The sequence below is a fragment of the Shinella sp. genome (genome assembly GCF_052438155.1).
Lineage (GTDB): Bacteria > Pseudomonadota > Alphaproteobacteria > Rhizobiales > Rhizobiaceae > Shinella.
This window is the reverse complement of the sequence record NZ_JBQVPI010000001.1, coordinates 473,069-493,440: the sequence shown is the minus strand read 5'-3', so window position 1 is coordinate 493,440 and position 20,372 is coordinate 473,069. Positions and strand designations below refer to the sequence as shown.

Annotated in this window: 20 protein-coding genes; 16 read left to right on the top strand and 4 right to left on the bottom strand. The window is 63.0% G+C overall.

What is annotated here, in order from left to right:
* The first annotated feature begins 256 nt into the window (after window positions 1-256).
* Genes ACT6VE_RS02305 through ACT6VE_RS02290 form a run of 4 tightly spaced genes read left to right on the top strand, consistent with a single transcriptional unit; the run spans window position 257 to window position 5,403 of the window.
* Complete coding sequence (locus tag ACT6VE_RS02305) at window positions 257-1,846, top strand: ABC transporter substrate-binding protein (protein WP_444797002.1); 1,590 nt, start codon at window positions 257-259, stop codon at window positions 1,844-1,846.
* Window positions 1,831-2,955: an ABC transporter permease gene (locus ACT6VE_RS02300; protein ID WP_444797001.1), complete on the top strand. Its 1,125-nt coding sequence runs from the start codon at window positions 1,831-1,833 to the stop codon at window positions 2,953-2,955. The genes ACT6VE_RS02305 and ACT6VE_RS02300 overlap by 16 nt, the downstream gene beginning before the upstream one ends.
* Window positions 2,952-3,779 carry an ABC transporter permease gene (locus ACT6VE_RS02295; RefSeq protein ID WP_444797000.1) on the top strand — a complete coding sequence of 276 codons (828 nt, stop codon included), beginning with the start codon at window positions 2,952-2,954 and terminating at the stop codon, window positions 3,777-3,779. The genes ACT6VE_RS02300 and ACT6VE_RS02295 overlap by 4 nt, the downstream gene beginning before the upstream one ends.
* Window positions 3,772-5,403 (top strand): ABC transporter ATP-binding protein, encoded by a 1,632-nt coding sequence (locus ACT6VE_RS02290; RefSeq protein ID WP_444796999.1) that lies wholly within the window; start codon window positions 3,772-3,774, stop codon window positions 5,401-5,403. Before ACT6VE_RS02295 ends, ACT6VE_RS02290 begins: the two co-directional genes overlap by 8 nt.
* Window positions 5,404-5,588: 185 nt before the next feature.
* On the opposite strand, the gene ACT6VE_RS02285 is transcribed toward ACT6VE_RS02290, so the two are convergent.
* Genes ACT6VE_RS02285 through ACT6VE_RS02275 form a run of 3 tightly spaced genes read right to left on the bottom strand, consistent with a single transcriptional unit; the run spans window position 5,589 to window position 7,263 of the window.
* Window positions 5,589-5,939 (bottom strand): hypothetical protein, encoded by a 351-nt coding sequence (locus tag ACT6VE_RS02285; protein WP_444796998.1) that lies wholly within the window; start codon window positions 5,937-5,939, stop codon window positions 5,589-5,591.
* Window positions 5,939-6,355 carry an ACT domain-containing protein gene (locus ACT6VE_RS02280; RefSeq protein ID WP_444796997.1) on the bottom strand — a complete coding sequence of 139 codons (417 nt, stop codon included), beginning with the start codon at window positions 6,353-6,355 and terminating at the stop codon, window positions 5,939-5,941. The genes ACT6VE_RS02285 and ACT6VE_RS02280 overlap by 1 nt, the downstream gene beginning before the upstream one ends.
* Complete coding sequence (locus ACT6VE_RS02275) at window positions 6,352-7,263, bottom strand: alpha/beta hydrolase (protein ID WP_444796996.1); 912 nt, start codon at window positions 7,261-7,263, stop codon at window positions 6,352-6,354. Before ACT6VE_RS02275 ends, ACT6VE_RS02280 begins: the two co-directional genes overlap by 4 nt.
* A 123-nt stretch (window positions 7,264-7,386) precedes the next feature.
* On the opposite strand from ACT6VE_RS02275, the gene ACT6VE_RS02270 reads away from it, so the two are divergent.
* From ACT6VE_RS02270 to ACT6VE_RS02220, 11 genes are all read left to right on the top strand, one after another.
* Window positions 7,387-8,295, top strand: coding sequence for a LysR family transcriptional regulator (locus tag ACT6VE_RS02270; RefSeq protein WP_444796995.1), 909 nt, complete (start codon window positions 7,387-7,389; stop codon window positions 8,293-8,295).
* A gap of 125 nt (window positions 8,296-8,420) precedes the next feature.
* Window positions 8,421-9,581 carry an ABC transporter substrate-binding protein gene (locus ACT6VE_RS02265; protein WP_444796994.1) on the top strand — a complete coding sequence of 387 codons (1,161 nt, stop codon included), beginning with the start codon at window positions 8,421-8,423 and terminating at the stop codon, window positions 9,579-9,581.
* Between the two features lie 334 nt (window positions 9,582-9,915).
* Entirely contained in the window at window positions 9,916-10,911 is a 996-nt protein-coding gene (locus ACT6VE_RS02260) for an ABC transporter ATP-binding protein (protein WP_444796993.1), read from the top strand.
* A complete protein-coding gene (locus ACT6VE_RS02255) occupies window positions 10,908-11,858 on the top strand; it encodes an ABC transporter permease (protein ID WP_444796992.1) in 951 nt (316 codons plus the stop codon). Before ACT6VE_RS02260 ends, ACT6VE_RS02255 begins: the two co-directional genes overlap by 4 nt.
* A complete protein-coding gene (locus ACT6VE_RS02250) occupies window positions 11,848-12,663 on the top strand; it encodes an ABC transporter permease (protein WP_444796991.1) in 816 nt (271 codons plus the stop codon). The genes ACT6VE_RS02255 and ACT6VE_RS02250 overlap by 11 nt, the downstream gene beginning before the upstream one ends.
* A gap of 22 nt (window positions 12,664-12,685) precedes the next feature.
* Window positions 12,686-14,113, top strand: a complete 1,428-nt coding sequence (locus ACT6VE_RS02245) for a gamma-aminobutyraldehyde dehydrogenase (RefSeq protein ID WP_444796990.1) — start codon at window positions 12,686-12,688, stop codon at window positions 14,111-14,113.
* A 124-nt stretch (window positions 14,114-14,237) separates the two neighbouring features.
* Complete coding sequence (locus ACT6VE_RS02240; protein WP_444796989.1) at window positions 14,238-14,411, top strand: DUF1328 domain-containing protein; 174 nt, start codon at window positions 14,238-14,240, stop codon at window positions 14,409-14,411.
* A 118-nt stretch (window positions 14,412-14,529) separates the two neighbouring features.
* The gene (locus tag ACT6VE_RS02235; RefSeq protein ID WP_444796988.1) at window positions 14,530-16,734 is read left to right on the top strand and encodes a TonB-dependent siderophore receptor; all 2,205 of its coding nucleotides are present in this window, start codon (window positions 14,530-14,532) and stop codon (window positions 16,732-16,734) included.
* Between the two features lie 100 nt (window positions 16,735-16,834).
* A complete protein-coding gene (fhuF, locus tag ACT6VE_RS02230) occupies window positions 16,835-17,497 on the top strand; it encodes a siderophore-iron reductase FhuF (RefSeq protein WP_444797437.1) in 663 nt (220 codons plus the stop codon).
* The gene (locus ACT6VE_RS02225) at window positions 17,494-18,600 is read left to right on the top strand and encodes an ABC transporter substrate-binding protein (protein WP_444796987.1); all 1,107 of its coding nucleotides are present in this window, start codon (window positions 17,494-17,496) and stop codon (window positions 18,598-18,600) included. The genes fhuF and ACT6VE_RS02225 overlap by 4 nt, the downstream gene beginning before the upstream one ends.
* A 58-nt stretch (window positions 18,601-18,658) precedes the next feature.
* Window positions 18,659-19,174: a hypothetical protein gene (locus ACT6VE_RS02220; RefSeq protein WP_444796986.1), complete on the top strand. Its 516-nt coding sequence runs from the start codon at window positions 18,659-18,661 to the stop codon at window positions 19,172-19,174.
* Here the strand turns inward: ACT6VE_RS02220 and ACT6VE_RS02215 are convergent.
* Window positions 19,171-19,731 carry a cysteine hydrolase family protein gene (locus tag ACT6VE_RS02215; protein ID WP_444796985.1) on the bottom strand — a complete coding sequence of 187 codons (561 nt, stop codon included), beginning with the start codon at window positions 19,729-19,731 and terminating at the stop codon, window positions 19,171-19,173. The two genes, ACT6VE_RS02220 and ACT6VE_RS02215, sit on opposite strands and share 4 nt — an antisense overlap.
* Window positions 19,732-19,841: 110 nt before the next feature.
* Between ACT6VE_RS02215 and ACT6VE_RS02210 the strand changes: the two genes are divergently transcribed.
* The gene (locus ACT6VE_RS02210; protein WP_444796984.1) at window positions 19,842-20,288 is read left to right on the top strand and encodes an Lrp/AsnC family transcriptional regulator; all 447 of its coding nucleotides are present in this window, start codon (window positions 19,842-19,844) and stop codon (window positions 20,286-20,288) included.
* Window positions 20,289-20,372: the final 84 nt, after the last annotated feature.

The window sequence follows — 20,372 nt, the reverse complement described above, 5'->3', positions numbered from 1 at the left end:
GTGCAATCCATCATCTTTCATAAGCTGTACTTGTGCTAAAAATAGATAATTTAGGGCGTTACACCCGCCTTACGCATAGGTAAATTTATAAATAGCCAACCGCGACAATGCGGAAAGAGGAGGTTTTCGGAAGACGGGAATACGCTGCCGGCGGCATAAAAGTCGGCCGTAAGGTTGCCTTAGAGGCGAAAAACAGAAATTCTGCCAATCACAACGACAAATGCCCATTTCAGGGCGAGCAAAAGGGAACAGGGGAATGACTGATTACACCAAATACCTCACCGGCCAGGTCACACTGGGCAAGATGAACCGCCGTGAATTCATGGGCCGCGCCGCAGCCTTCGGCATCACGCTCGCTGTTGCCGGCACGATGTTCGACACCGCCGCCAAGGCGCAGGAGCCGAAGCGTGGCGGGGCTCTCAAGCTCGGCCTCGAAGGCGCTGCCGCAACCGACTCGAAGGACCCTGCAAAGGCGCTGTCGCAGTTCATGTTCGTCGTCGGCCGCAACTGGGGCGACATGCTTGTCGAATCCGAGCCGCTGACCGGCAAGCCCGTTCCCGCACTCGCCGAATCCTGGGAACCGTCCGCGGACGCCTCGACGTGGACCTTCACCATCCGCAAGGGCGTGAAATTCCACGACGGCAAGGAACTGACGGTCGATGACGTCATCAAGACCCTGCAGCGCCACACCGACGAGAAGTCGGAATCGGGTGCGCTCGGCGTCATGAAGTCGATCAAGGAAATCAAGGCCGACGGCGACAAGCTTGTGCTCGTGCTGACGGAAGGCAATGCCGACCTGCCGCTGCTGCTCACCGACTACCACCTCGTCATCCAGCCGAATGGCGGTCTCGACGATCCGAACGCCCAGATCGGCACCGGCCCGTACAAGGTCACCAGCTTCGAAGCCGGCGTTCGCGCTACCTTCGAACGCAACGCCGACGACTGGCGCCAGGACCGCGGCTTCGTCGACACGATCGAAATGATCGCGATGAACGACGCAACGGCTCGTATTGCAGCGCTTTCGTCCGGCCAGGTGCACTACATCAACCGCGTCGATCCGAAGACCGTTGATCTTCTGAAGCGTGCGCCGACCGTGGAAATCCTCTCCACCTCCGGCCGCGGCCACTATGTGTTCATCATGCATTGCAACACGGCGCCGTTCGACAACAACGACCTGCGTCTGGCGCTGAAATACGCGATGGACCGCGAGACCATGCTGGAAAAGGTGCTCGGCGGTTACGGCAAGGTCGGCAACGACTTCCCGATCAACGAGACCTATGCCCTCTTCCCCGAAGGCATCGAGCAGCGCGCCTACGACCCGGACAAGGCCGCCTTCCACTACAAGAAGTCGGGCCACAGCGGTTCGGTCCTGCTGCGCACGTCGGACGTCGCCTTCCCGGGCGCCGTGGACGCCGCCGTTCTCTACCAGGAGAGCGCCAAGAAGGCCGGCATCGAGATCGAAGTGAAGCGCGAACCCGGTGACGGCTACTGGTCGAACGTCTGGAACGTCCAGCCCTTCTCGACCTCCTATTGGGGCGGCCGTCCGACGCAGGACCAGATGTACTCGACCGCTTACCTCTCGAAGGCGGACTGGAACGACACGCGCTTCCTGCGCGAAGACTTCGACAAGATGGTGCTCCAGGCCCGTTCGGAATTGGACGAAGCCAAGCGCAAGGAGATGTACCGCGCCATGGCCATGATGGTGCGTGACGAGGGCGGCCTCATCCTGCCGATGTTCAACGACTTCGTGAACGCCTGCGGCAAGAACGTGAAGGGCTACGTGCACGACATCGGCAACGACATGTCGAACGGCTATGTCGCAACCCGCGTGTGGCTCGACGCCTGATGACCGGCGGCGGACCGGCGCACGGTCCGGAGCTGACAGCAACGACGACTGCGGGCGAAGCCCCGCAGTCTGTCGGCGTTGCCGGGTCGGTTGCGTCCACTGAAGCTCCCATCAACGAAGCGACGCCTTCGTTCTGGGCGAAACTCAGCAAAAGCAGCCCGCTCGCTGCGCTCATCCTGCAACGCCTTGCGCTCAGCGTGGCCTTGCTCTTCGCCGTGTCCCTGATGATCTTCGGGGGCGTGGAAGCCCTGCCCGGCGACTTCGCCACCACCTATCTCGGCCAGTCCGCCACACCGCAGGCCATCGAGAATATCCGCAAGGATCTCGGCCTCGATCAGCCCGCCACCACCCGCTACTTCAAGTGGCTCAGGGGCGCTGTCCAGGGTGACTTCGGCAGTTCCTGGGCGTCGAAAAACTCCGTCAGCGAACAGATCGGCAAACGCCTCGGCAATTCGCTGTTCCTCGCCTTCTTCGCAGCCATCATCTCCGTGCCTCTCGCGGTCGGGCTCGGCATGCTCGCCGTGCAATACCGAAACCGCCTGCCCGACAAGATCATCAACGTCATCTCGCTGGCGGCGATCTCACTTCCCGAGTTCTTCGTCGGCTACCTGCTGATCCTGTTTTTTGCGGTGCAACTCGGTGTCGCGACATTCCCGGCAACGGTCTATGAAAGCATGACCATCGGCCAGCGCCTGTCAGCCATAGCACTCCCAACGGCAACGCTGGTGCTCGTGGTGCTCGCCCACATGATGCGCATGACGCGGGCGGCGATCCTCAACGTCATGTCGTCCGCCTATGTGGAGACGGCCGAGCTCAAGGGGCTCGGCAGCCTGCGCGTCATCGCAAAACATGCCGCACCGAACGCGCTTGCACCGGTCATCAACGTCATCGCGCTCAACCTCGCCTATCTCGTGGTCGGCGTCGTGGTGGTGGAGGTGGTCTTCGTCTATCCAGGCATGGGCCAGTACATGGTCGACGCCGTGACGGTGCGTGACATGCCGGTGGTGCAGGCCTGCGGCCTGATCTTCGCCGCCTTCTACATCTTCCTCAACATGTTCGCCGATATCCTTGCGATCATCGCGAACCCACGGCTGAGGCATCCGCGATGAGACTGAGCTCCATTCCAATCAGCGCGTGGGTCGGCATTCTGGGCATTGTCCTCGCCCTCTTCTGCGCCCTTTTCGCCCCCATCATCGCCCCCTATAGCGAAAGCCAGATCGTCGGCTCCGTCTGGGAGCCGATCGGCGGCGACTATCTTCTCGGCACCGACAATCTCGGCCGCGACCTCTTCTCGCGGCTGATCTTCGGCGCCCGTACCACGATCTTCGTGGCGCTGGCGGCGACCGTGCTCTCGTTCTCGCTCGGCATGCTGCTCTCCTTCACGGCGGCCGTCACCGGCGGGTTGGTCGACCAGGCCTTCTCGCGCTTCAACGACCTGATGATGGCGATACCGACGCTGATCTTCGCCCTCGTCGTGCTCGCCGTGCTGCCGCAGCAGCTCTGGATCCTCATCCTCGTGATGGCGGTCCTCGACAGTACCCGCGTCTACCGCATCGGCCGCGCCGTTGCACTCGACGTGGCCGTCATGGAGTTCGTGGAAGCCGCACGCCTTCGCGGCGAAGGCACGGGCTGGATCATTTTTCGCGAAATCCTCCCCAACACGCTCTCGCCACTGCTCGCCGAATTCGGCCTGCGCTTCGCCTTCTCGATCCTGTTCCTCTCCACCCTCTCCTTCCTCGGCCTCGGCATCCAGCCGCCGGCGGCGGACTGGGGCGGCATGGTGAAGGACAACAAGGACGGCATCATCTTCGGCATTTCGGCCGCCCTCATTCCGGGCGGTGCGATTGCGGGGCTGGCCATCTGCGTCAACCTCGTCGTCGACTGGCTGATGAAACGCACCTCGAGCCTCAAGGGAGGACGCGGCGATGCCTGATCTGCTTTCCGTCAAGAACCTGAAAATCGAGGCGACCAGTTATCCGCCCGGCGAGCCGCCACGGACGGTCACGCTCGTCGAAGGCGTGTCCTTCAACGTCGAGAAGGGCAAGGTACTCGGTCTCATCGGCGAATCCGGCGCCGGCAAGTCCACCATCGGCCTCACCGCGCTCGCCTACGGGCGCGGCGGGGTGCGCATCACCGGCGGCGAGGTCAAGCTCAACGGCGAAGACCTGCTGAAGCTCGGCCCGAACGGCATCCGCAAGGTGCGCGGCGCAAAAGTCTGCTACGTCGCGCAATCTGCGGCGGCGGCTTTCAACCCCGCCCACCGGCTCGGCGAGCAGGTGATAGAGGCCTCGCTGAAACACGGCATCATGACCCGTGCGGAGGCGGAAAAGCGCGCGCTCTACCTGTTCAAGGTGCTCGGCCTGCCGAGCCCTGAAACCTTCGGCCAGCGCTATCCGCACCAGGTCTCGGGCGGTCAGCTCCAGCGCGCCATGACCGCCATGGCGCTCTGCCCCAACCCGGAGCTCATCGTCTTCGACGAGCCGACCACAGCACTCGACGTGACGACGCAGATCGACGTGCTTGCCGCCATCAAGCACGCGATCGAAGAGACCCACACCGCAGCACTCTACATCACCCACGACCTTGCCGTCGTGGCGCAGATCACGGACGACATCCTCGTGCTCCGCCACGGCAAGATGGTGGAATACGGCTCGGTAAAACAGATCATCGAAGCGCCGACACAGGATTATACCCGCGCGCTGGTCAATGTGCGCGGCACCAAGCGGGATGAAGCCCCCGACCAGTCGAACACGCTTCTGAAGGTGGACAACATCACCGCCGGCTATTCCAACGGTTTCAAGGTGCTGCAGAACGTTTCGCTGCACCTGCCGAAGGGCCAGACGCTGGCGATTGTGGGCGAATCCGGCTCCGGCAAATCCACCCTCGCCCGCGTCATCACCGGCCTGCTGCCCCCGCAGGAAGGCACGATCAGCTTCGATGGCAAACCCTTGCCGAAGGCGTTGAAGGGCCGGTCGAACGACGAGCTGCGCCGGGTCCAGATGATCTACCAGATGGCCGACACCGCGATGAACCCGCGCCAGACGGTGCGCGACATCGTCGGCCGCCCGCTCACCTTCTATTTTGGCATGCGCGGCCAGCAGAAAACCGAGCGGGTCAAGGAACTGTTGGAGCAGATCGAGATGGGCGGCCGCTTCGCCGACCGCTACCCGGCCGAACTGTCCGGCGGCCAGAAGCAGCGCGTGGCGATCGCGCGTGCGCTCGCGGCGAAGCCGGAACTCATCCTCTGCGACGAGCCAACCTCCGCCCTCGACCCGCTGGTGGCGGAAGGCATCCTGAAGCTGCTGCTGAAGCTCCAGGACGAAACCCACGTTTCCTACATGTTCATCACCCACGACATCGCCATCGTGCGCGCCATCGCCGATAGCGTGGCCGTGATGCACCGGGGAAAACTCGTCCGCTTCGGCCCGAAATCGAAGGTGCTCTCACCACCTTTCGACGACTACACCGACCTGCTCCTGAAATCCGTCCCCGAAATGGAAATCGGCTGGCTGGAGAAGGTGCTGACGACCCGACGCATGGAAAGCGCTGGCAACTGACAAAACGGGCGGCCTTGGCCGCCCGTTTCGGTTTGAGAATGCCTGCAAACCTCTCTTTCGTCATGGTCGGGCCTGACTCGACCATCCACGCTCCGTGCACAGTGGTGGATCCTCGGGTTAAACCCGAGGATGACGTCGAGGGTGGGATGGCTTTGCCAGCTAAACCACGCGTGACGCGTGTTAAGTCATTTCTGCGTGCAGCTCACATCGCCAAGACGGCTGGCGGACCCGCCTTCAACACTCACCGTCTCATCACCCCGCGCCGTGCAATTGCCCTTCTCGCCGACGCCCGTGCGGAACTTCACCATCGGCTGGCCTTCGATCATGATGCTCGGCACGATCTCGTAGAGTTCCGGCGGGCAATTCACCACGTCGGAGAGCCGAAGAGCCGGCGCGCCGCCGATGAAGACGCTCTTCGAACCAGATAGGGCGCAGGCCGGGATCGGCACCGCCGCATCGTCTGCAAAGGACGTGGATGGCCCCGCCGCCAATAGTCCAAACGCAAGAGCGACACCTGCAAAGCGCAGAATATTCATCACGCATCTCCCTTTTCACGCGCCGCCCGGGATAAATCCTTCAGCGTTTCGAGCGCCCGTTCGGCATCCCGATCCGGAACGAATATATGGTCGTGATGGAAGCCGGCAACCACGTTGGCGCTGATACCTGCCGCCGTTAGCACCGTGGCGAAGGCGGCGGTCAAACCGACGGCCTCCAGCGAGGAATGCACGGTCAGCGTGATCATGCGCATCGGCGGGCTTGCGGCCAGTCCCTCAGCGGCGTCGGCAGGCAGGATCAGCGTGATGCCTTCTTCCTCGCGAAAGAGCCCGATCGGCCGACGGGAAAGGTGGTTTGCCAGATCGTCAGCCGCCACACTGGCATAGACGAAAATGCCCTCGACAAGGGTGGGCTCCATGGTCGCCAGCAGGTCGTCCAGATCGGTGACGCCGCTCATGGGTTCGCCATCCGGCGCACGGCATCGCAGAGCGCCGCAAAGCCGGCTTTTGCACCGTCGCTCATGGAACGAGCACGAAGCCACGCATGGATCATCTGCCCCTCCTCGCGAAACTCCACCGGCACACCGGCGAGCACCAGCCGCGCCGCATAGGCTCGCGCATCGTCGCGTAGCGGATCAAAATAGGCACCGGTGATGAAGGTTCGCGGCAACCCGGCAAGATTTTCCGAGCGCAGTGGAAAGGCGAGCACCTCGTCCTCCGGCGCCTGGTAGATATCGCGGTAGTAAGCGACATCCGCGGTCGAAAGCCCGGGCGCTTCCGCCATGTCCTGATAGGAACCGGAGACGAGATCGCCACCGAGGCCCGGATAGATCAGGGCTTGCCCGACAACACCCTTCAGCCCCTCGTCCCGCGCCTTCAGCACGATGCCGGCCGCAAGATTGCCACCTGCGCTGTCGCCGATCACGACGACCCGGCGCTCCTCCAGCAAAAGCTCAATCAGGACAGCCCAGCAATCATCGAACGCGGCGGGCCAGACATGTTCGGGCGACAGGCGATAATCGACGGAAACAAGCTCGGCCCCGGCCGCCTCAGCAATCTCGGCGCAGATCGCATCGTGGCTGTCGAGCGAGCCAACGACAAAACCACCGCCGTGAATGTAGAACAGCCGCGTTGCCGTCGTCACCGTCGCTGGCCGGTAGCGGCGCACCGGAATACGCTCCGCCACCAAACCATCCTCCTTGACCATGCCTGCCGGCGGCGATGCATCGAAGGCGGCACACAGCGCATCATACCAGGCGCGCTGCTGGGTAATGTCCGCATCGACGGCATCGGCGGGATAAAAATCCTCGCAGCGCTTGTGGAAGGCCAAAATGCCAGCTTCGGTCGGCATGGGGCGTTCAGTCATGGTGGCTCCTCGTCGGTTGCGGCTATCATAACAACGTCGTGCAACAGCGCCTGTCCTGCCCGCGGCTTTCCCAAGGAATTTTCGCCGCTTGCCTCATTCTGCCCGGCCATATTAACTGCCGCCATGGCATTCACCTTCCGGCAATTGCAATATTTCGTCGCCGTCGCGGAGCAAGGCTCTATCACGCGCGCCGCACAAAACCTGTCGATCTCACAATCCTCGATCACCGAGGCGATCAAGGAACTTGAATCCGATCTCGGCGTGGAGCTTTTCGATCGCCATCCGCGCGGCCTGACGACGACGCACAACGGTCATCAGTTCCTGCGCCACGCCACAAAAATCCTCGCCGACGTTTCCGATGCACGCCGCTCCTTCTCCGACAACCGCACGGCCGAAAAGGGCCAGCTCAATCTCGGCGTTACCTCGCTCGTCGCCGGTTACGTGCTGTCCGACCTGCTTTCGCGCTACCGCCGCGCCTTTCCCGGTATCGATGTCAGCGCCATCGAGGACAATGGTTCCTATCTGGAACACCTGCTGGTCGGCGGCGAACTGGACGTTGCCGTCATGGTCATCTCCAACCTGCGCGACCGCATGGCGCTCCAGGCTGAAATCATCGAGACCTCGCCCTATCGGCTCTGGCTGCCGATCGGCCATCCCCTCGTCTCGGCCGATATCATTTCCGTCAGCGATATCGCCAAGGAACCGCTGATCATGCTGACGGTCGATGAAATCGAGGAAAATACCGGGAAACTGTTGTCAGCCCTCGGCGCCCGCCCGCATGTCGCCTTCCGCACCCGCTCGGTGGAAGCGGTGCGCAGCCTGGTGGCCACGGGCGCCGGCATCGCGCTTCTGCCCGACCTCGTCTACCGTCCCTGGTCGCTGGAAGGCGACCGCATCGAAAGCCGCGACGTCTCCGGCGCGCTGCCGGTCGTGCAGGTCGGCATGGTCTGGCGCAAGGGCTCCAGCCTGCCGCAGGCGGCGCGGGATTTCGTCGGGCTGGCGGAGGCACTGCGGGGTGGGCGGGGGCGCTGACAGCTCCGCTTTCGGAATTTCCGATAGCGACATTCTGATTAATGAATTTGCGAAAGCGGCGAAATCGCGGCACCTTTTCTCTCGGGAACAATACCGCACCAAGCGGATCAAACCGGGAGACTGTCATGAAGCGACTTCTGCATTCCTGCACCGCGCTTACCCTTTCGCTCACCTTCACCGCATCCGCCCTCGCCCAGGAGCCCCTGAAGGAACTCGGCGCTGGCGAAGGTGAGGTTTCGATCGTCGCCTGGGCCGGCTATATCGAGCGTGGCGAGACGGACAAGAATTACGACTGGGTCACCGAATTCGAGAAGAAGACGAGCTGCAAGGTTTCCGTGAAGACTGCGGCGACCTCCGACGAAATGGTCGCGCTGATGAACGAAGGCGGCTTCGACCTCGTCACCGCCTCGGGCGACGCGTCGCTGCGCCTCGTCGCCGGCAAGCGCGTCCAGCCGATCAACACCGACCTCATCCCGAGCTGGAAGACCGTCGACGAGCGCCTCCAGAGCGCGCCTTGGAACACGGTGAACGGCGTTCACTACGGCACGCCCTATCTCTGGGGGCCGAACGTGCTGATGTACAACACGGACGCCTTCAAGGACGAAGCGCCGAAGAGCTGGAACGTCGTGTTCGAGGAAATGACGCTGCCGGACGGCAAGTCGAACAAGGGCCGCGTACAGGCCTATGATGGCCCGATCCACATTGCCGATGCCGCGCAATACCTGATGGCGCACAAGCCGGAACTCGGTATCAAGAACCCCTACGAACTCAACGAAGACCAGTACAAGGCAGCCCTCGACCTGCTGCGCGTCCAGCGCACGCTGGTCGGCCGCTACTGGCACGATGCCATGATCCAGATCGACGACTTCAAGAACGAAGGCGTAGTCGCTTCCGGTTCCTGGCCGTTCCAGGTCAACCTGATGCAGGCGGAAAAGCAGAAGATCGCCTCGACCTTCCCGGAAGAGGGCGTCACCGGCTGGTCGGACACGACCATGCTGCATGCCGAAAGCCAACACCCGAACTGCGCCTATATGTGGATGGAACATTCGCTGTCCGCCAAGGTGCAGGGTGACGCGGCCGCGTGGTTCGGCGCGGTCCCCTCGGTTCCGGCCGCCTGCAAGGGCAATGCGCTCCTCACCGACGAAGGCTGCAAGACCAACGGCTTCGAGAACTTCGAGAAGATCAATTTTTGGCGCACGCCGGTCTCGAAATGCGAAAGCCAGGGCGAATGCGTGCCCTACCACCGCTGGGTCTCCGACTATATCGGCGTGATCGGCGGCCGCTGAGGTCGTTGCTTCTCGATCTCCCGGCCGCGAACAGGATGATCGCATAGGGGCACGCCGATGCTGCACCTCCCTTCTCCCCATCGGGGAGAAGGTGGCCCGAAGGGTCGGATGAGGGGGATCGCACACCGTCTATCGTCTGCGCCCCCCCTCATCCCGCTGCCGCGACCTTCTCCCCGCTGGGGAGAAGGAGCAAGACAGGCCCTCTCAATCCATATGAGACGACCCCGCACTTGTGGGGGAGATCGGCTAGCTGTGCCGTCTCCCCACCTGACGACTTTCTGCGATTGGCGTTTGAGCGGATCGCCCATCGCCCAAGACAACCCCGGGAGCCCCCATGACCGCCGTCCTGTTCCAGCAAGTGTCCCGCCATTTCGGCGCCGTGCGCGCCGTCGATAGCGTGGATCTCGCCATAGCCGAGGGTGAGTTCTTCGCGATGCTCGGGCCGTCCGGCTCCGGCAAGACGACGTGCCTGCGCCTGATGGCCGGTTTCGAACAGCCGACCGCCGGCCATATCGAGATCTTTGGCGAGACGGCGGAAGGCGTGCCGCCCTACCGGCGCAACGTCAACACTGTGTTTCAGGACTACGCCCTCTTCCCGCATCTCTCGATCCTCGAAAACGTCGCCTATGGCCTGATGGTCAAGGGTGTCGGCAAGGCGGAGCGCCTGAAGGCGGCGGAAGAGGCGCTTGCCATGGTCAAACTGCCCGGCTACGGCACGCGCCGGCCCGGCCAGCTTTCCGGCGGCCAGCGCCAGCGCGTGGCGCTCGCCCGGGCGCTGGTCAACCGCCCCCGCGTGCTGTTGCTCGACGAGCCGCTCGGCGCGCTCGACCTGAAGCTGCGCGAGCAGATGCAGGAAGAGCTGAAGTCGCTGCAAAAATCGCTCGGCATCACCTTCATCTTCGTCACGCACGACCAGGGCGAAGCGCTGTCGATGGCAGACCGCATCGCGGTCTTCAACGACGGCAAGATCCAGCAGCTCGGCACGCCGGAGGAGGTCTACAAGCGGCCGAAGACACGGTTTGTTGCCGATTTCGTCGGTTCCTCCAACGTGCTGCCGCCGGATTTCGTGGCAAGCCTCGGCTTCGGCAACAGCCATGCCAGCCTGCGGCCGGAGGACATCACGCTCGGCGACGGCCCGGGCCGCAAGCAATTTTCCGGCCGCGTCACGGCGACGAACTTCCTCGGTGCGGCGAACCGGGTAACGGTCGAAACGGCCGGCACCCGCATCGCCGCCATGCTGCCGGCCTCGCTTGCCGTGCCGCAGCAGGGTGAGACGGTCACCCTCTCCTTCCTGCCGGAAGACCTGCACCAGATGGACGCCACCCAATGAGCGCCGTGGCCGACACCTCCATCCTTGCGCGCCGCGAAGGCCTCACCGGACGGCTTTCGGATTTCTTCTGGCGCAACCCGAAAATCCTGCTGCTGCTGATGCTGACGCCGCCGCTGCTCTGGCTCGGCGTGATCTATCTCGGTTCGCTCTTTGCATTGCTCTTGCAGAGCTTCTTCTCGATCGACGACTTTTCCGGGCTGATCAACTACGAGTTCACGCTCGCCACCTACAGGCAGCTGCTCATCCCGTCGAACTTCGACATCATCCTGCGCACCGTCCTCATGGCGGTGCTGGTGACGCTCGCCTCCGCCATCATCGCCTTCCCGATCGCCTATTATGCGGCGCGTTACGCCAAGGGAAAATGGAAGGTCATCTTCTATTTGGGCGTCATGCTGCCGCTGTGGTCGAGCTATCTCGTCAAAGTCTATGCCTGGAAACTGATCCTCGCCAAGGAAGGCATCGTCACCTGGGCGCTCGCCAAGCTGCACCTGCTCTGGTTGCTCGACGCCTGGCTTGCGCTTCCCGTCGTCGGCGGCACGTCGCTGTCGATCAGCTATACCGGCACCTTCATCGTCTTCATCTATGTCTGGATGCCCTTCATGATCCTGCCGATCCAGGCGGCACTTGAGCGTGTGCAGGGCAACCTGATCGAGGCGTCCGCCGACCTAGGCGGCAGGCCCTCCCAGACCTTCCGCTACGTGCTGTTTCCCCTGGCACTGCCCGGCATCATTGCCGGCTCGATCTTCACCTTCTCGCTGACGCTGGGCGACTACATCATCCCGCAGATCATCGGTTCGTCGCGGCTGTTCATCGGCCAGGCGGTCTATGCCCAGCAGGGCACGGCCGGCAACATCCCGCTGGCCGCCGCCTTCACCGTCGTGCCGATCGTCATCATGGGCCTCTATCTCTGGATGGCCAAGCGACAGGGAGCCTTCGATGCGCTCTGACAAGAACACCTCCGCCCCTCTCGGCTTGAAAATCGCCGCCGGCGCCGGCCTCGCCTTCCTGCACCTGCCGATCCTGCTGATCTTCCTCTATGCCTTCACGACTGAGGAGAAGAGCTACCAGTTCCCGCCGCCGGGCTACACGCTGCAATGGTTTGCGGTGACCTGGAACCGGCCGGATGTCTGGGCCGCGATGGGATTGTCCGTCCGCGTCGCTGCCATCTCGACGGCCATCGCCCTGGTGCTCGGCACGCTCTGCGCCGCCGCGGTCTCCCGCACGAAATTCTTCGGCCGCGAGACGATCTCGCTGCTTGTCATCCTGCCGATCGCGCTGCCCGGAATCATCACCGGCATTGCGCTGCGCTCCGCCTTCTCGTTTGCAGAGATCCCCTTCTCGTTCTGGACGATCGTGCTCGGCCACGCGACCTTCTGCGTCGTGGTCGTCTACAACAATGCCGTAGCCCGCTTCCGCCGCGTCTCGGGCTCGCTGATCGAGGCCTCGATGGACCTCGGCGCCGACAGTTTCCAGACCTTCCGCTACATCATCCTGCCGAACATCGGCACGGCGCTGCTCGCCGGGGGGATGCTCGCCTTCGCGCTCTCCTTCGACGAGGTGATCGTGACGACCTTTACCGCCGGCCAGCAATCGACCCTGCCGATCTGGATGCTCGAAGAGCTTGTGCGCCCACGGCAACGCCCGGTGACCAACGTCGTCGCCATGGTGGTCGTACTCCTCACCTTCCTGCCGATCCTCGGCGCCTACTACCTCACCCGCGACGGCGACCAGATTGCCGGCGCCGGCAAATGAACCAACGATAGGGAGAACCACGATGGACACCCAGATGCTGATCGGCTCGCGCTTCGAAGCCGGCACCGAGGCGGAAGAGCACATCCTGAACCCGAAGACCGGCGGCAAGATCGTCGATCTACCGGAGGCTTCCTACGCACAAATCGACGCCGCCGTGGACGCCGCCGAAAAGGCCTTCGTCTCCTGGGCGACCACCACGCCCGCCGAACGCTCCGGCTACCTGCTCCGGATCGCCGACGCGATCGAGAAGGACGCCGATGCCTTCGCCGCGCTGGAATCGCTGAACTGCGGCAAGCCGATCAACGCGGCGCGCAACGACGAACTGCCGGCCATCGTCGATTGCTGGCGCTTCTTCGCCGGCGCCATCCGCACATTGCAGGCGCCGGTCGCCGCGGAATACCTGCCGGGCTTTACTTCCATGGTCCGCCGCGACCCGATCGGCATCGTCGGCTCGATTGCGCCGTGGAACTACCCGCTGATGATGATGGCCTGGAAGCTGGCGCCGGCCATTGCCGGTGGCAACACTGTCGTCTTCAAGCCTTCCGAACAGACCCCACTGACCGCGCTGAAGATGGCGAGGCTCTTGGCCGACATCCTGCCGGAGGGCGTCGTCAATATCGTGCTCGGCCGCGGGGAGACGGTTGGCAACACGCTGATCAACCATCCGAAGATCAACATGGTGTCGATCACCGGTGACATCGCGACCGGCAAGAAGGTGCTGGCGGCGGCGGCAAAGACCGTCAAGCGCACGCATCTCGAACTCGGCGGCAAGGCCCCCGTCGTCGTCTTTGACGATGCGGATATCGACGCCGTCGTCGCCGGCATCCGCGCCTTCGGCTACTACAATGCCGGGCAGGACTGCACCGCCGCCTGCCGCATCTATGCGCAGGACGGCATCTACGAAAAGCTCGTCGCCGACCTCTCCGCTGCCGTCTCGACCATCAAGTACAATGACCCGGACGATTCACTGAACGAGATCGGTCCGCTGATCTCCAAGCGCCAGCGCGACCGCGTCGCGAGCTTCGTCGAGCGTGCAGCCGAGGTGAAGCACATCGAGATCACCGCTGGCGGACGGGCCGGCAGCGACGACGGCTACTTCTTCCAGCCGACGGTGGTGGCCGGTGCCACGCAGGACGACGAGATCGTCCGCCGCGAGGTGTTCGGCCCCGTTGTCTCCGTCACGCGCTTTTCCGAAGCGGACCAGGCGATCAGCTGGGCGAATGACAGCGACTACGGCCTCGCCTCCTCCGTCTGGACGAAGGACATCGGCAAGGCGATGAAGGCGGCGTCCCGCCTGCAATATGGCTGCACCTGGATCAACACGCACTTCATGCTGACGACCGAAATGCCGCATGGCGGCGTCAAGCAGTCGGGCTACGGCAAGGACATGTCGATCTACGCGCTGGAGGACTACACCGCCGTGCGCCACGTCATGATCAACCACGGCTGACCCTCGAGCCGTCGGCCGCCCGCGCGGCCTCTCCCGGAGTGTTCTCCGCGCTCCGGGAGATTGCCATTTCTGGAACAATTTCACCCGTCGCGCGTCTTCTTCCGACATCATCGGAGGCACCGCCATGCTGAAATGGGCACTGATTTTCCTCGTTATCTCGCTGATCGCCGGCTTCCTGGGTTTCTCCGGCGTCTCGGCCGCGACAGCCACCATCGCCAAGGTTCTTTTCGCGATCGCCCTCATCATCTTCTTCATTTTCGTTGTGCTTGCATTCATGGCGGGCAGCCTCGCCTTCTGAGTGCAGGCCATCCACAGTCCGTGTTGCAATCGCGCAACACGGACCTAAACATGAGTCTCTTAGTCATATAATTTGTTGCGGACCCCCATAATCCTGATGAAAACAGTCATGTTATTGATTGTCTCGTCAGAAAGTGATCCGCATGCCCAACCGTTTCCGCACGATGTCTCGCCTGGCCCTCGCCGGCACTTCGCTCCTTACGCTCGCCACTGTCGCCCATGCGCAGGATCAGGCGGCAACCACGACGGATGGCGGCACGACCGTTCTCGAAGAGATTGTCATCAACGGCGGCAGCGGCGGCGTGATCACGGCGGATGGTTATGTCGGCAAGAGCAGCGCGACTGGCGCAAAGACGGATACGCCTTTCATCCAGACGCCGCAGTCAATCTCCTCCGTCACCCAGCAGCAGCTGGAAGACCGCAATCCTCAGACGCTGCTCGACACCATCGCCTACACGCCCGGCACCCGTGTCGGCGGCTACGGCTTCGACCCGCGCTTCGATAGCTTCACGCTGCGCGGCTTCGATGTGACCTATACCGGCATCTTCCGCGACAACCTGCGCCAGCCGGGTTTTGGCTCCTCGCTCTTCAAGACGGAGCCCTACGGCCTCGAAGGCGTCTCGATCCTGCGCGGCCCGTCCTCGGCGCTGTACGGGCCTGCCGGCGCCGGTGGCCTTTACAACCTCATCAGCAAGCGCCCGACGGAAGAGGCCTTGCGCGAGGTACAGGTGCAATATGGCAGTCACGATCGCTACCAGGGCCAGTTCGATTTTTCCGGCCCGGTCAACGAGGAAGACCCGTTCTACTATCGCCTGACCGGTCTGCTCCGCGATTCGGACACCGAACAGGTCGGCGTTCCGGATAATCGCGCCTACATCGCACCGGCCTTTACCTGGAAACCGGACGAGGACACAAAACTCACCATCCTCGGCGAATACTCCCGGACCGAGACCGGCGGCACGGCGGCTTACTTCTTCGACAGCGCTGCCGGCAAGGTCACCGACATCTTCGCCGGTAATCCGGCCTTCAACGATGCCATTCAGGACCAGGGGCGCATCGGCTACGAATTTGAACACCGCCTGAACGATGTCTTCGTCTTCCGTCAGAACGCCCGCGCATCCAGGCTCAACATCGACGCCGACTGGGCGTTCGCGTCCGAGCGGAACAAGGACGACCCAACTCTGCTGGAAGGCACGGCCGGCACCTACGAAGAATGGCTGAACACCTACACCATCGACAACCAGCTCGAAGCAAAGTTCGAGACGGGCGCGCTGGAACACACGATGCTGGGCGGCATCGATCTGACCAAGATCTACTGGAAGTCGCTCAACGGCTACGGCACCGCGCCGCCAATCGACACCGACAACCCGACGGCGGGCCGGCCGGTCGATCCGATCGCCTTCCAGACGAAGACCGTGCAGGACCAGTTCATAACCGGCCTCTACCTTCAGGATCAGATTCGCTACGACGCGCTCACCCTCACGCTGGGCGGCCGCTACGACTGGGTATCGACGGATACGGACGATACCGATCTGGCCTCCGGCGCCGTGGGCACGACCAACCAGAAGGACCGTGCCTTCACCTGGCGTGCCGGCGCAACCTATGAAACGGAATGGGGCATCACGCCTTATGCCAGCTACTCGACAGCCTTCTCGCCGAATGGTGGCGTCGACCTCACAACGCGCAACCCGTTCAAGCCGACGGAGAGCGAACAGCAGGAAATCGGCGTGAAATATCTGCTGCCGAACAGCAACACGCTGCTGACGGCCGCGCTCTTCAACATCGATCAGAAGAACAGCCTGTATTATGAGGTCGTGAAACTCCCCGACGGCACCGTCACCAATGCCCAGGTCCAACGCGGCGAGATCCGTTCGCGCGGCTTCGAGTTCGAGGCAAACACCTCCCTGGACAACGGCCTTTCGCTCATCGCATCCTACACCTACACGCAGACCGAAATCCTCGACGGCCCGACCGGCACCGTCGGAAACGAGGTCTCTTCCGTGCCAAACCACATGGCTTCGCTTTGGGCACATTACGACATGCCGGAAGACGGCGCATTGGCCGGCCTCGGCATCGGCGCAGGCGTGCGCTTCCTGGGTTCGAGCTTCGGTGACGACAAAAACACCACCACGAACAGCTCGCGCGCCCTCATCGATGCGTCGATCTCCTACGATTTCGCCGCAATCAACAAGGACTTCGAAGGCCTGAAGCTTCAGGTCAACGCGACGAACCTCTTCAACCGCCAAGATTCTGTATGCTCAGCCGGCTATTGCTATCGTGACCAGGGCCGCACGGTTATCGGCAGCCTGAAATACGCGTGGTAAGCCCTTGACGCCCTATTCCTCCCAGGACGGCGAAACCGCCTTCAGGCCCAATGGCCTGAAGGCGGTCTTTACCGGTGAACATGCCTGGTGCGGTGAGAAGATGATGCTCTCATCGGACCTTGAGGGTGCCATGCCGCTTTGTGATTTCCTGGCGGGGGACGGGTTTTCCGAAACGCTCGACCGCTATGCGGCAAGCCACGGCAATGCCGATCGGCGGGCCGCCGCCTCCTTCTGGTCGCTGTACTATTTTTCCGCACTGGCAATCCCCTATGTCGTGGCGCGCCGGGCGGAGATGACGCTGCCTATCGCCCTGGAGGACATGACGATTGCGATCGGCGAGGACGGCTTGCCCCGCGCCTTCGGCCTGCCGCATGAGGGTGACTGGAGCGAAGGCAAGGACCTCGTCGATCTCATCACGCCGCTGGTGGATTGCCATCTTTCCCGCGCGATCGCCCTCCTCAAGGAAAAATCCGGCATCGCGCCAAAACTTGCCTGGAACAACGCCGCCGTCTACATCGACTACGCCTTTAACGCCACCGACCGCTCGTCGCCCGAAGGCGACGACCATTGGCCATCGCGTCCGCTTTTCGACTGCCCGCTACTTGCAAATGGTAGCCGCAACCCCTTCCACGGCTGCCTGCGCCACGAACTGGAGGCCGGTACGGTCCAATGTCGCCGCAAGGTCTGCTGCCTGCGCTACATGCTGCCCGGCATCCCGGGCTGCGGCGAACTCTGCGCCCTGCCCGAATTGAGAAAACAATGACCCTGCGCCTCTTCAGCCTCCTCGCCGCCATCCTGCTGTGGGCGGCCCTCCCCGTCCGCGCCGAAGTGCAGTACCCGCTGACCGTGAAGGATGCGCTCGGCCGCGAGGTCACCATCCCGACCGCGCCGAAGGCGATCCTGCTCGGTAGCGGCTTCAACCTCGTCGCGCTCTCGCTGATCCACCCCGACCCGGTGAGCCTGCTCGCCGGCTGGGCCAACGACATGAAGGGCGACAACCCGGAAATCTACGCGCGCTTCAAGGACAAGTTCCCGAAAATCGAAGAGGTGCCGATCATCGGCGACGGCATCACCGTGTCGTTCGAGACCGTGCTCTCGCTGAAGGCAGACCTCGCGATCCTCGCCAACTGGCAGGCTGACACCGAACTCGGCAAACAGGCAATCACTTATCTGGAGCAAAGCGGCGTGCCTGTCATCGTCGTCGACTTCAACAGCGACGCGCTGAACAACACCGCCGGCAACATGCGGCTTCTCGGCAAGGTGCTGAACCGGGAAGACCAAGCAAACGCCTTCGCCGACTTCTACGAGGCACGCGTCAAGCGCATCCGCGACCGCGTCGCCCAGCATCCCGAACCGGGTCCGATCGTGCTGATGGACGCCTTCCCGAACCCGGAAAAGTGCTGCTACGCCTACGGCACCGGCGGTTTCGGCGCCTTCATCGCCATCACCGGCAGCCGCAACATTGCTGAAAGCCTGCCAGCGCACGGCGGCATCGTCAGCGCGGAATTCATCGTCGCCGGAAATCCGGACGTCTATATCGCTACCGCCTCTCCGGGCGGCACCTATAGCTCGTTTTCGATCGGCCCCGGCGTCGATCCGAACGAAGCGCGCGAGACGCTGGCCCGTGCCGTCACAAGCCCGTTCCTCGCAAACCTCAAGGCCGTGAAGGAACAGCGTGTCTACGGCCTCTGGAACTTCTTCAACGCCGTGCCGCTCAACATCCTTGCCGCGGAAGCCTTCGCGCACTGGCTGCGCCCGGACATCTTTGCCGATATCGATCCCGACCAGACGTTGAAGGAAATCAACGCACGCTTCGCCGCCGTGCCCTTTGACGGCGCCTATTGGATCAGCCTCAAGGCAAAGTGAGAGCAGCGACCTTCCTGCAGCCCGTCGCGCACGCTATAGCATATTCAGGAGGACCTGAATGATTTGGGCATTTGCAGTCGCGGCGGCGGCAATTCTGTATCTCGCATTGCGTTTCCGGCGTTTTCAAAGCTGGGTCGAACCGGCCCTCACCATCGTGGTCGCCTTCGGCCTTGCGAGCGCCCTTCTCATCTGGTTCGTCGATGAACGCGCGCCCTCCGGCGAGGCCGTGACGCCGAACGCCACGGTACCGGTGCTCACGGAAGACACCGTCGAACTTTCGGATATGCAGGCGGCTGCCGGCCAGACGAAGACAAGTTTTCGCGTGACCGGCAACATCACCAACAAGGGCACGTCGCCCATGCAGTCCTTCCGGCTCGACGTCGTGCTCTCCGACTGCCCAAATGGCACCTGCCGGGAGGTCGGTCGCGACAGCGCGTTCATCGTGCTGCGCGTGCGCCCGGGCGAAAGCCAGCCCTTCACCACCTTCGCCGTCTTCCCCGGCAGCGACCTCAACCCCGCCACGGTCCCCGAATGGGATTTTGGCGCACGCGATGTACGCGCAGTCGTCCGTTAGACGGTCGCGATAAGGTCCGCCGTCCGCAACACGGTGGCGAATTCGTGCCGGAGCGTCGCGACATGCGCGCGGTGGACATCCCTTGCCGGGATCGTGCCGCCCTCGCCGTCCGGCAGGTCGAAGCAGTCGCAGGCGTCCTCGACGAGGATGACGCGGTAGCCCATATTGGCGCCGACGCGCACGCTGGTTGAAACGCACATATCCGTCGAAATGCCGAACAGCACCACCGTGTCCACGCCGAGGCGGCGCAGGCGCAAATCGAGGTCCGTGCCGATAAAGGCGGCATTGACGCTCTTCGTCACCAGCGGCTCGCCGGCCTGCGGCGCAAAACCGGGTCGCAGCGCATTGCCCGGCGCCTCCGGCCGAAGCGTCGAGCCCGGCTCGACACTGTCATGGCGGACGTGGATGATCGGACGCCCGGCACCCCGCCAGACGGCAAGCAAGGCAAGGCCGTTTTCATCCAGCCGCTCGTTCCAGCGCCGCGGCCAAGGCGCGGCATCGAAAGCACGCTGCATGTCGATCGGGATCAGGACGGCATTTTCCGGTATGGTCTGCATCAGTCTCTCCTTGAAGCGATAACCGACGATTAGTTGCTTTTCTGTCCGGTTTCGCGCAGCAAGGCGACATGTGGCCGGACAATCATCCGGTCGAGTGGGGAAAATTCCGGATGAACGAACTGGACGAGAAAGACAAACTGCTGCTGGCGGCCCTTCGCGCCGATGCACGAAAAAGCCTCGTGGAACTTGCGCGCCATACCGGGCTCTCCCGCAGCGCCGTGCACGAGCGAATCCGGCGGCTGGAGGCGAAGGGCGTGATCGCCGGCTATACGGTGCGGCTCGGTATCGACAAGGAGCGACCGGGCGTGGAGGCGCTGATTGCCATCGGCTTCCAGCAGGGCCGCAACTGCGACCATATCGTGCCGCATCTCACCGGCATTCCGAATGTCGTGACCTGCTGGTCGCTCGCTGGCCAGACAGACCTGATGCTGCTCGTCGAATGCTCGTCGAACGCCGAACTCGACACCGTTCGCCGGCAGATCGCAACGACGCCCGGGATTGCGACCGTACAGACGCACGTCTCGCTGCGCACCCATTTCGACCGTCGCGGTGGTTAACACGGATCCGAAAATTCCCGCATTAACAACCAGATAGAGAAGTCTCGTGAATCACTATCAAACGGCTCGGAAGTAGATCTTGAA

Bases quoted from the DNA above. Each gene is read 5' to 3' on its own strand.
- ACT6VE_RS02305 (WP_444797002.1), top strand. From the start codon at position 257: ATGACTGATTACACCAAATACCTCACCGGCCAGGTCACACTGGGCAAG.
- ACT6VE_RS02295 (WP_444797000.1), top strand. From the start codon at position 2,952: ATGAGACTGAGCTCCATTCCAATCAGCGCGTGGGTCGGCATTCTGGGC.
- ACT6VE_RS02290 (WP_444796999.1), top strand. From the start codon at position 3,772: ATGCCTGATCTGCTTTCCGTCAAGAACCTGAAAATCGAGGCGACCAGT.
- ACT6VE_RS02285 (WP_444796998.1), bottom strand. From the start codon at position 5,939: ATGAATATTCTGCGCTTTGCAGGTGTCGCTCTTGCGTTTGGACTATTG.
- ACT6VE_RS02280 (WP_444796997.1), bottom strand. From the start codon at position 6,355: ATGAGCGGCGTCACCGATCTGGACGACCTGCTGGCGACCATGGAGCCC.
- ACT6VE_RS02275 (WP_444796996.1), bottom strand. From the start codon at position 7,263: ATGACTGAACGCCCCATGCCGACCGAAGCTGGCATTTTGGCCTTCCAC.
- ACT6VE_RS02270 (WP_444796995.1), top strand. From the start codon at position 7,387: ATGGCATTCACCTTCCGGCAATTGCAATATTTCGTCGCCGTCGCGGAG.
- ACT6VE_RS02265 (WP_444796994.1), top strand. From the start codon at position 8,421: ATGAAGCGACTTCTGCATTCCTGCACCGCGCTTACCCTTTCGCTCACC.
- ACT6VE_RS02260 (WP_444796993.1), top strand. From the start codon at position 9,916: ATGACCGCCGTCCTGTTCCAGCAAGTGTCCCGCCATTTCGGCGCCGTG.
- ACT6VE_RS02255 (WP_444796992.1), top strand. From the start codon at position 10,908: ATGAGCGCCGTGGCCGACACCTCCATCCTTGCGCGCCGCGAAGGCCTC.
- ACT6VE_RS02250 (WP_444796991.1), top strand. From the start codon at position 11,848: ATGCGCTCTGACAAGAACACCTCCGCCCCTCTCGGCTTGAAAATCGCC.
- ACT6VE_RS02245 (WP_444796990.1), top strand. From the start codon at position 12,686: ATGGACACCCAGATGCTGATCGGCTCGCGCTTCGAAGCCGGCACCGAG.
- ACT6VE_RS02240 (WP_444796989.1), top strand. From the start codon at position 14,238: ATGCTGAAATGGGCACTGATTTTCCTCGTTATCTCGCTGATCGCCGGC.
- fhuF (WP_444797437.1), top strand. From the start codon at position 16,835: ATGATGCTCTCATCGGACCTTGAGGGTGCCATGCCGCTTTGTGATTTC.
- ACT6VE_RS02225 (WP_444796987.1), top strand. From the start codon at position 17,494: ATGACCCTGCGCCTCTTCAGCCTCCTCGCCGCCATCCTGCTGTGGGCG.
- ACT6VE_RS02220 (WP_444796986.1), top strand. From the start codon at position 18,659: ATGATTTGGGCATTTGCAGTCGCGGCGGCGGCAATTCTGTATCTCGCA.
- ACT6VE_RS02215 (WP_444796985.1), bottom strand. From the start codon at position 19,731: ATGCAGACCATACCGGAAAATGCCGTCCTGATCCCGATCGACATGCAG.
- ACT6VE_RS02210 (WP_444796984.1), top strand. From the start codon at position 19,842: ATGAACGAACTGGACGAGAAAGACAAACTGCTGCTGGCGGCCCTTCGC.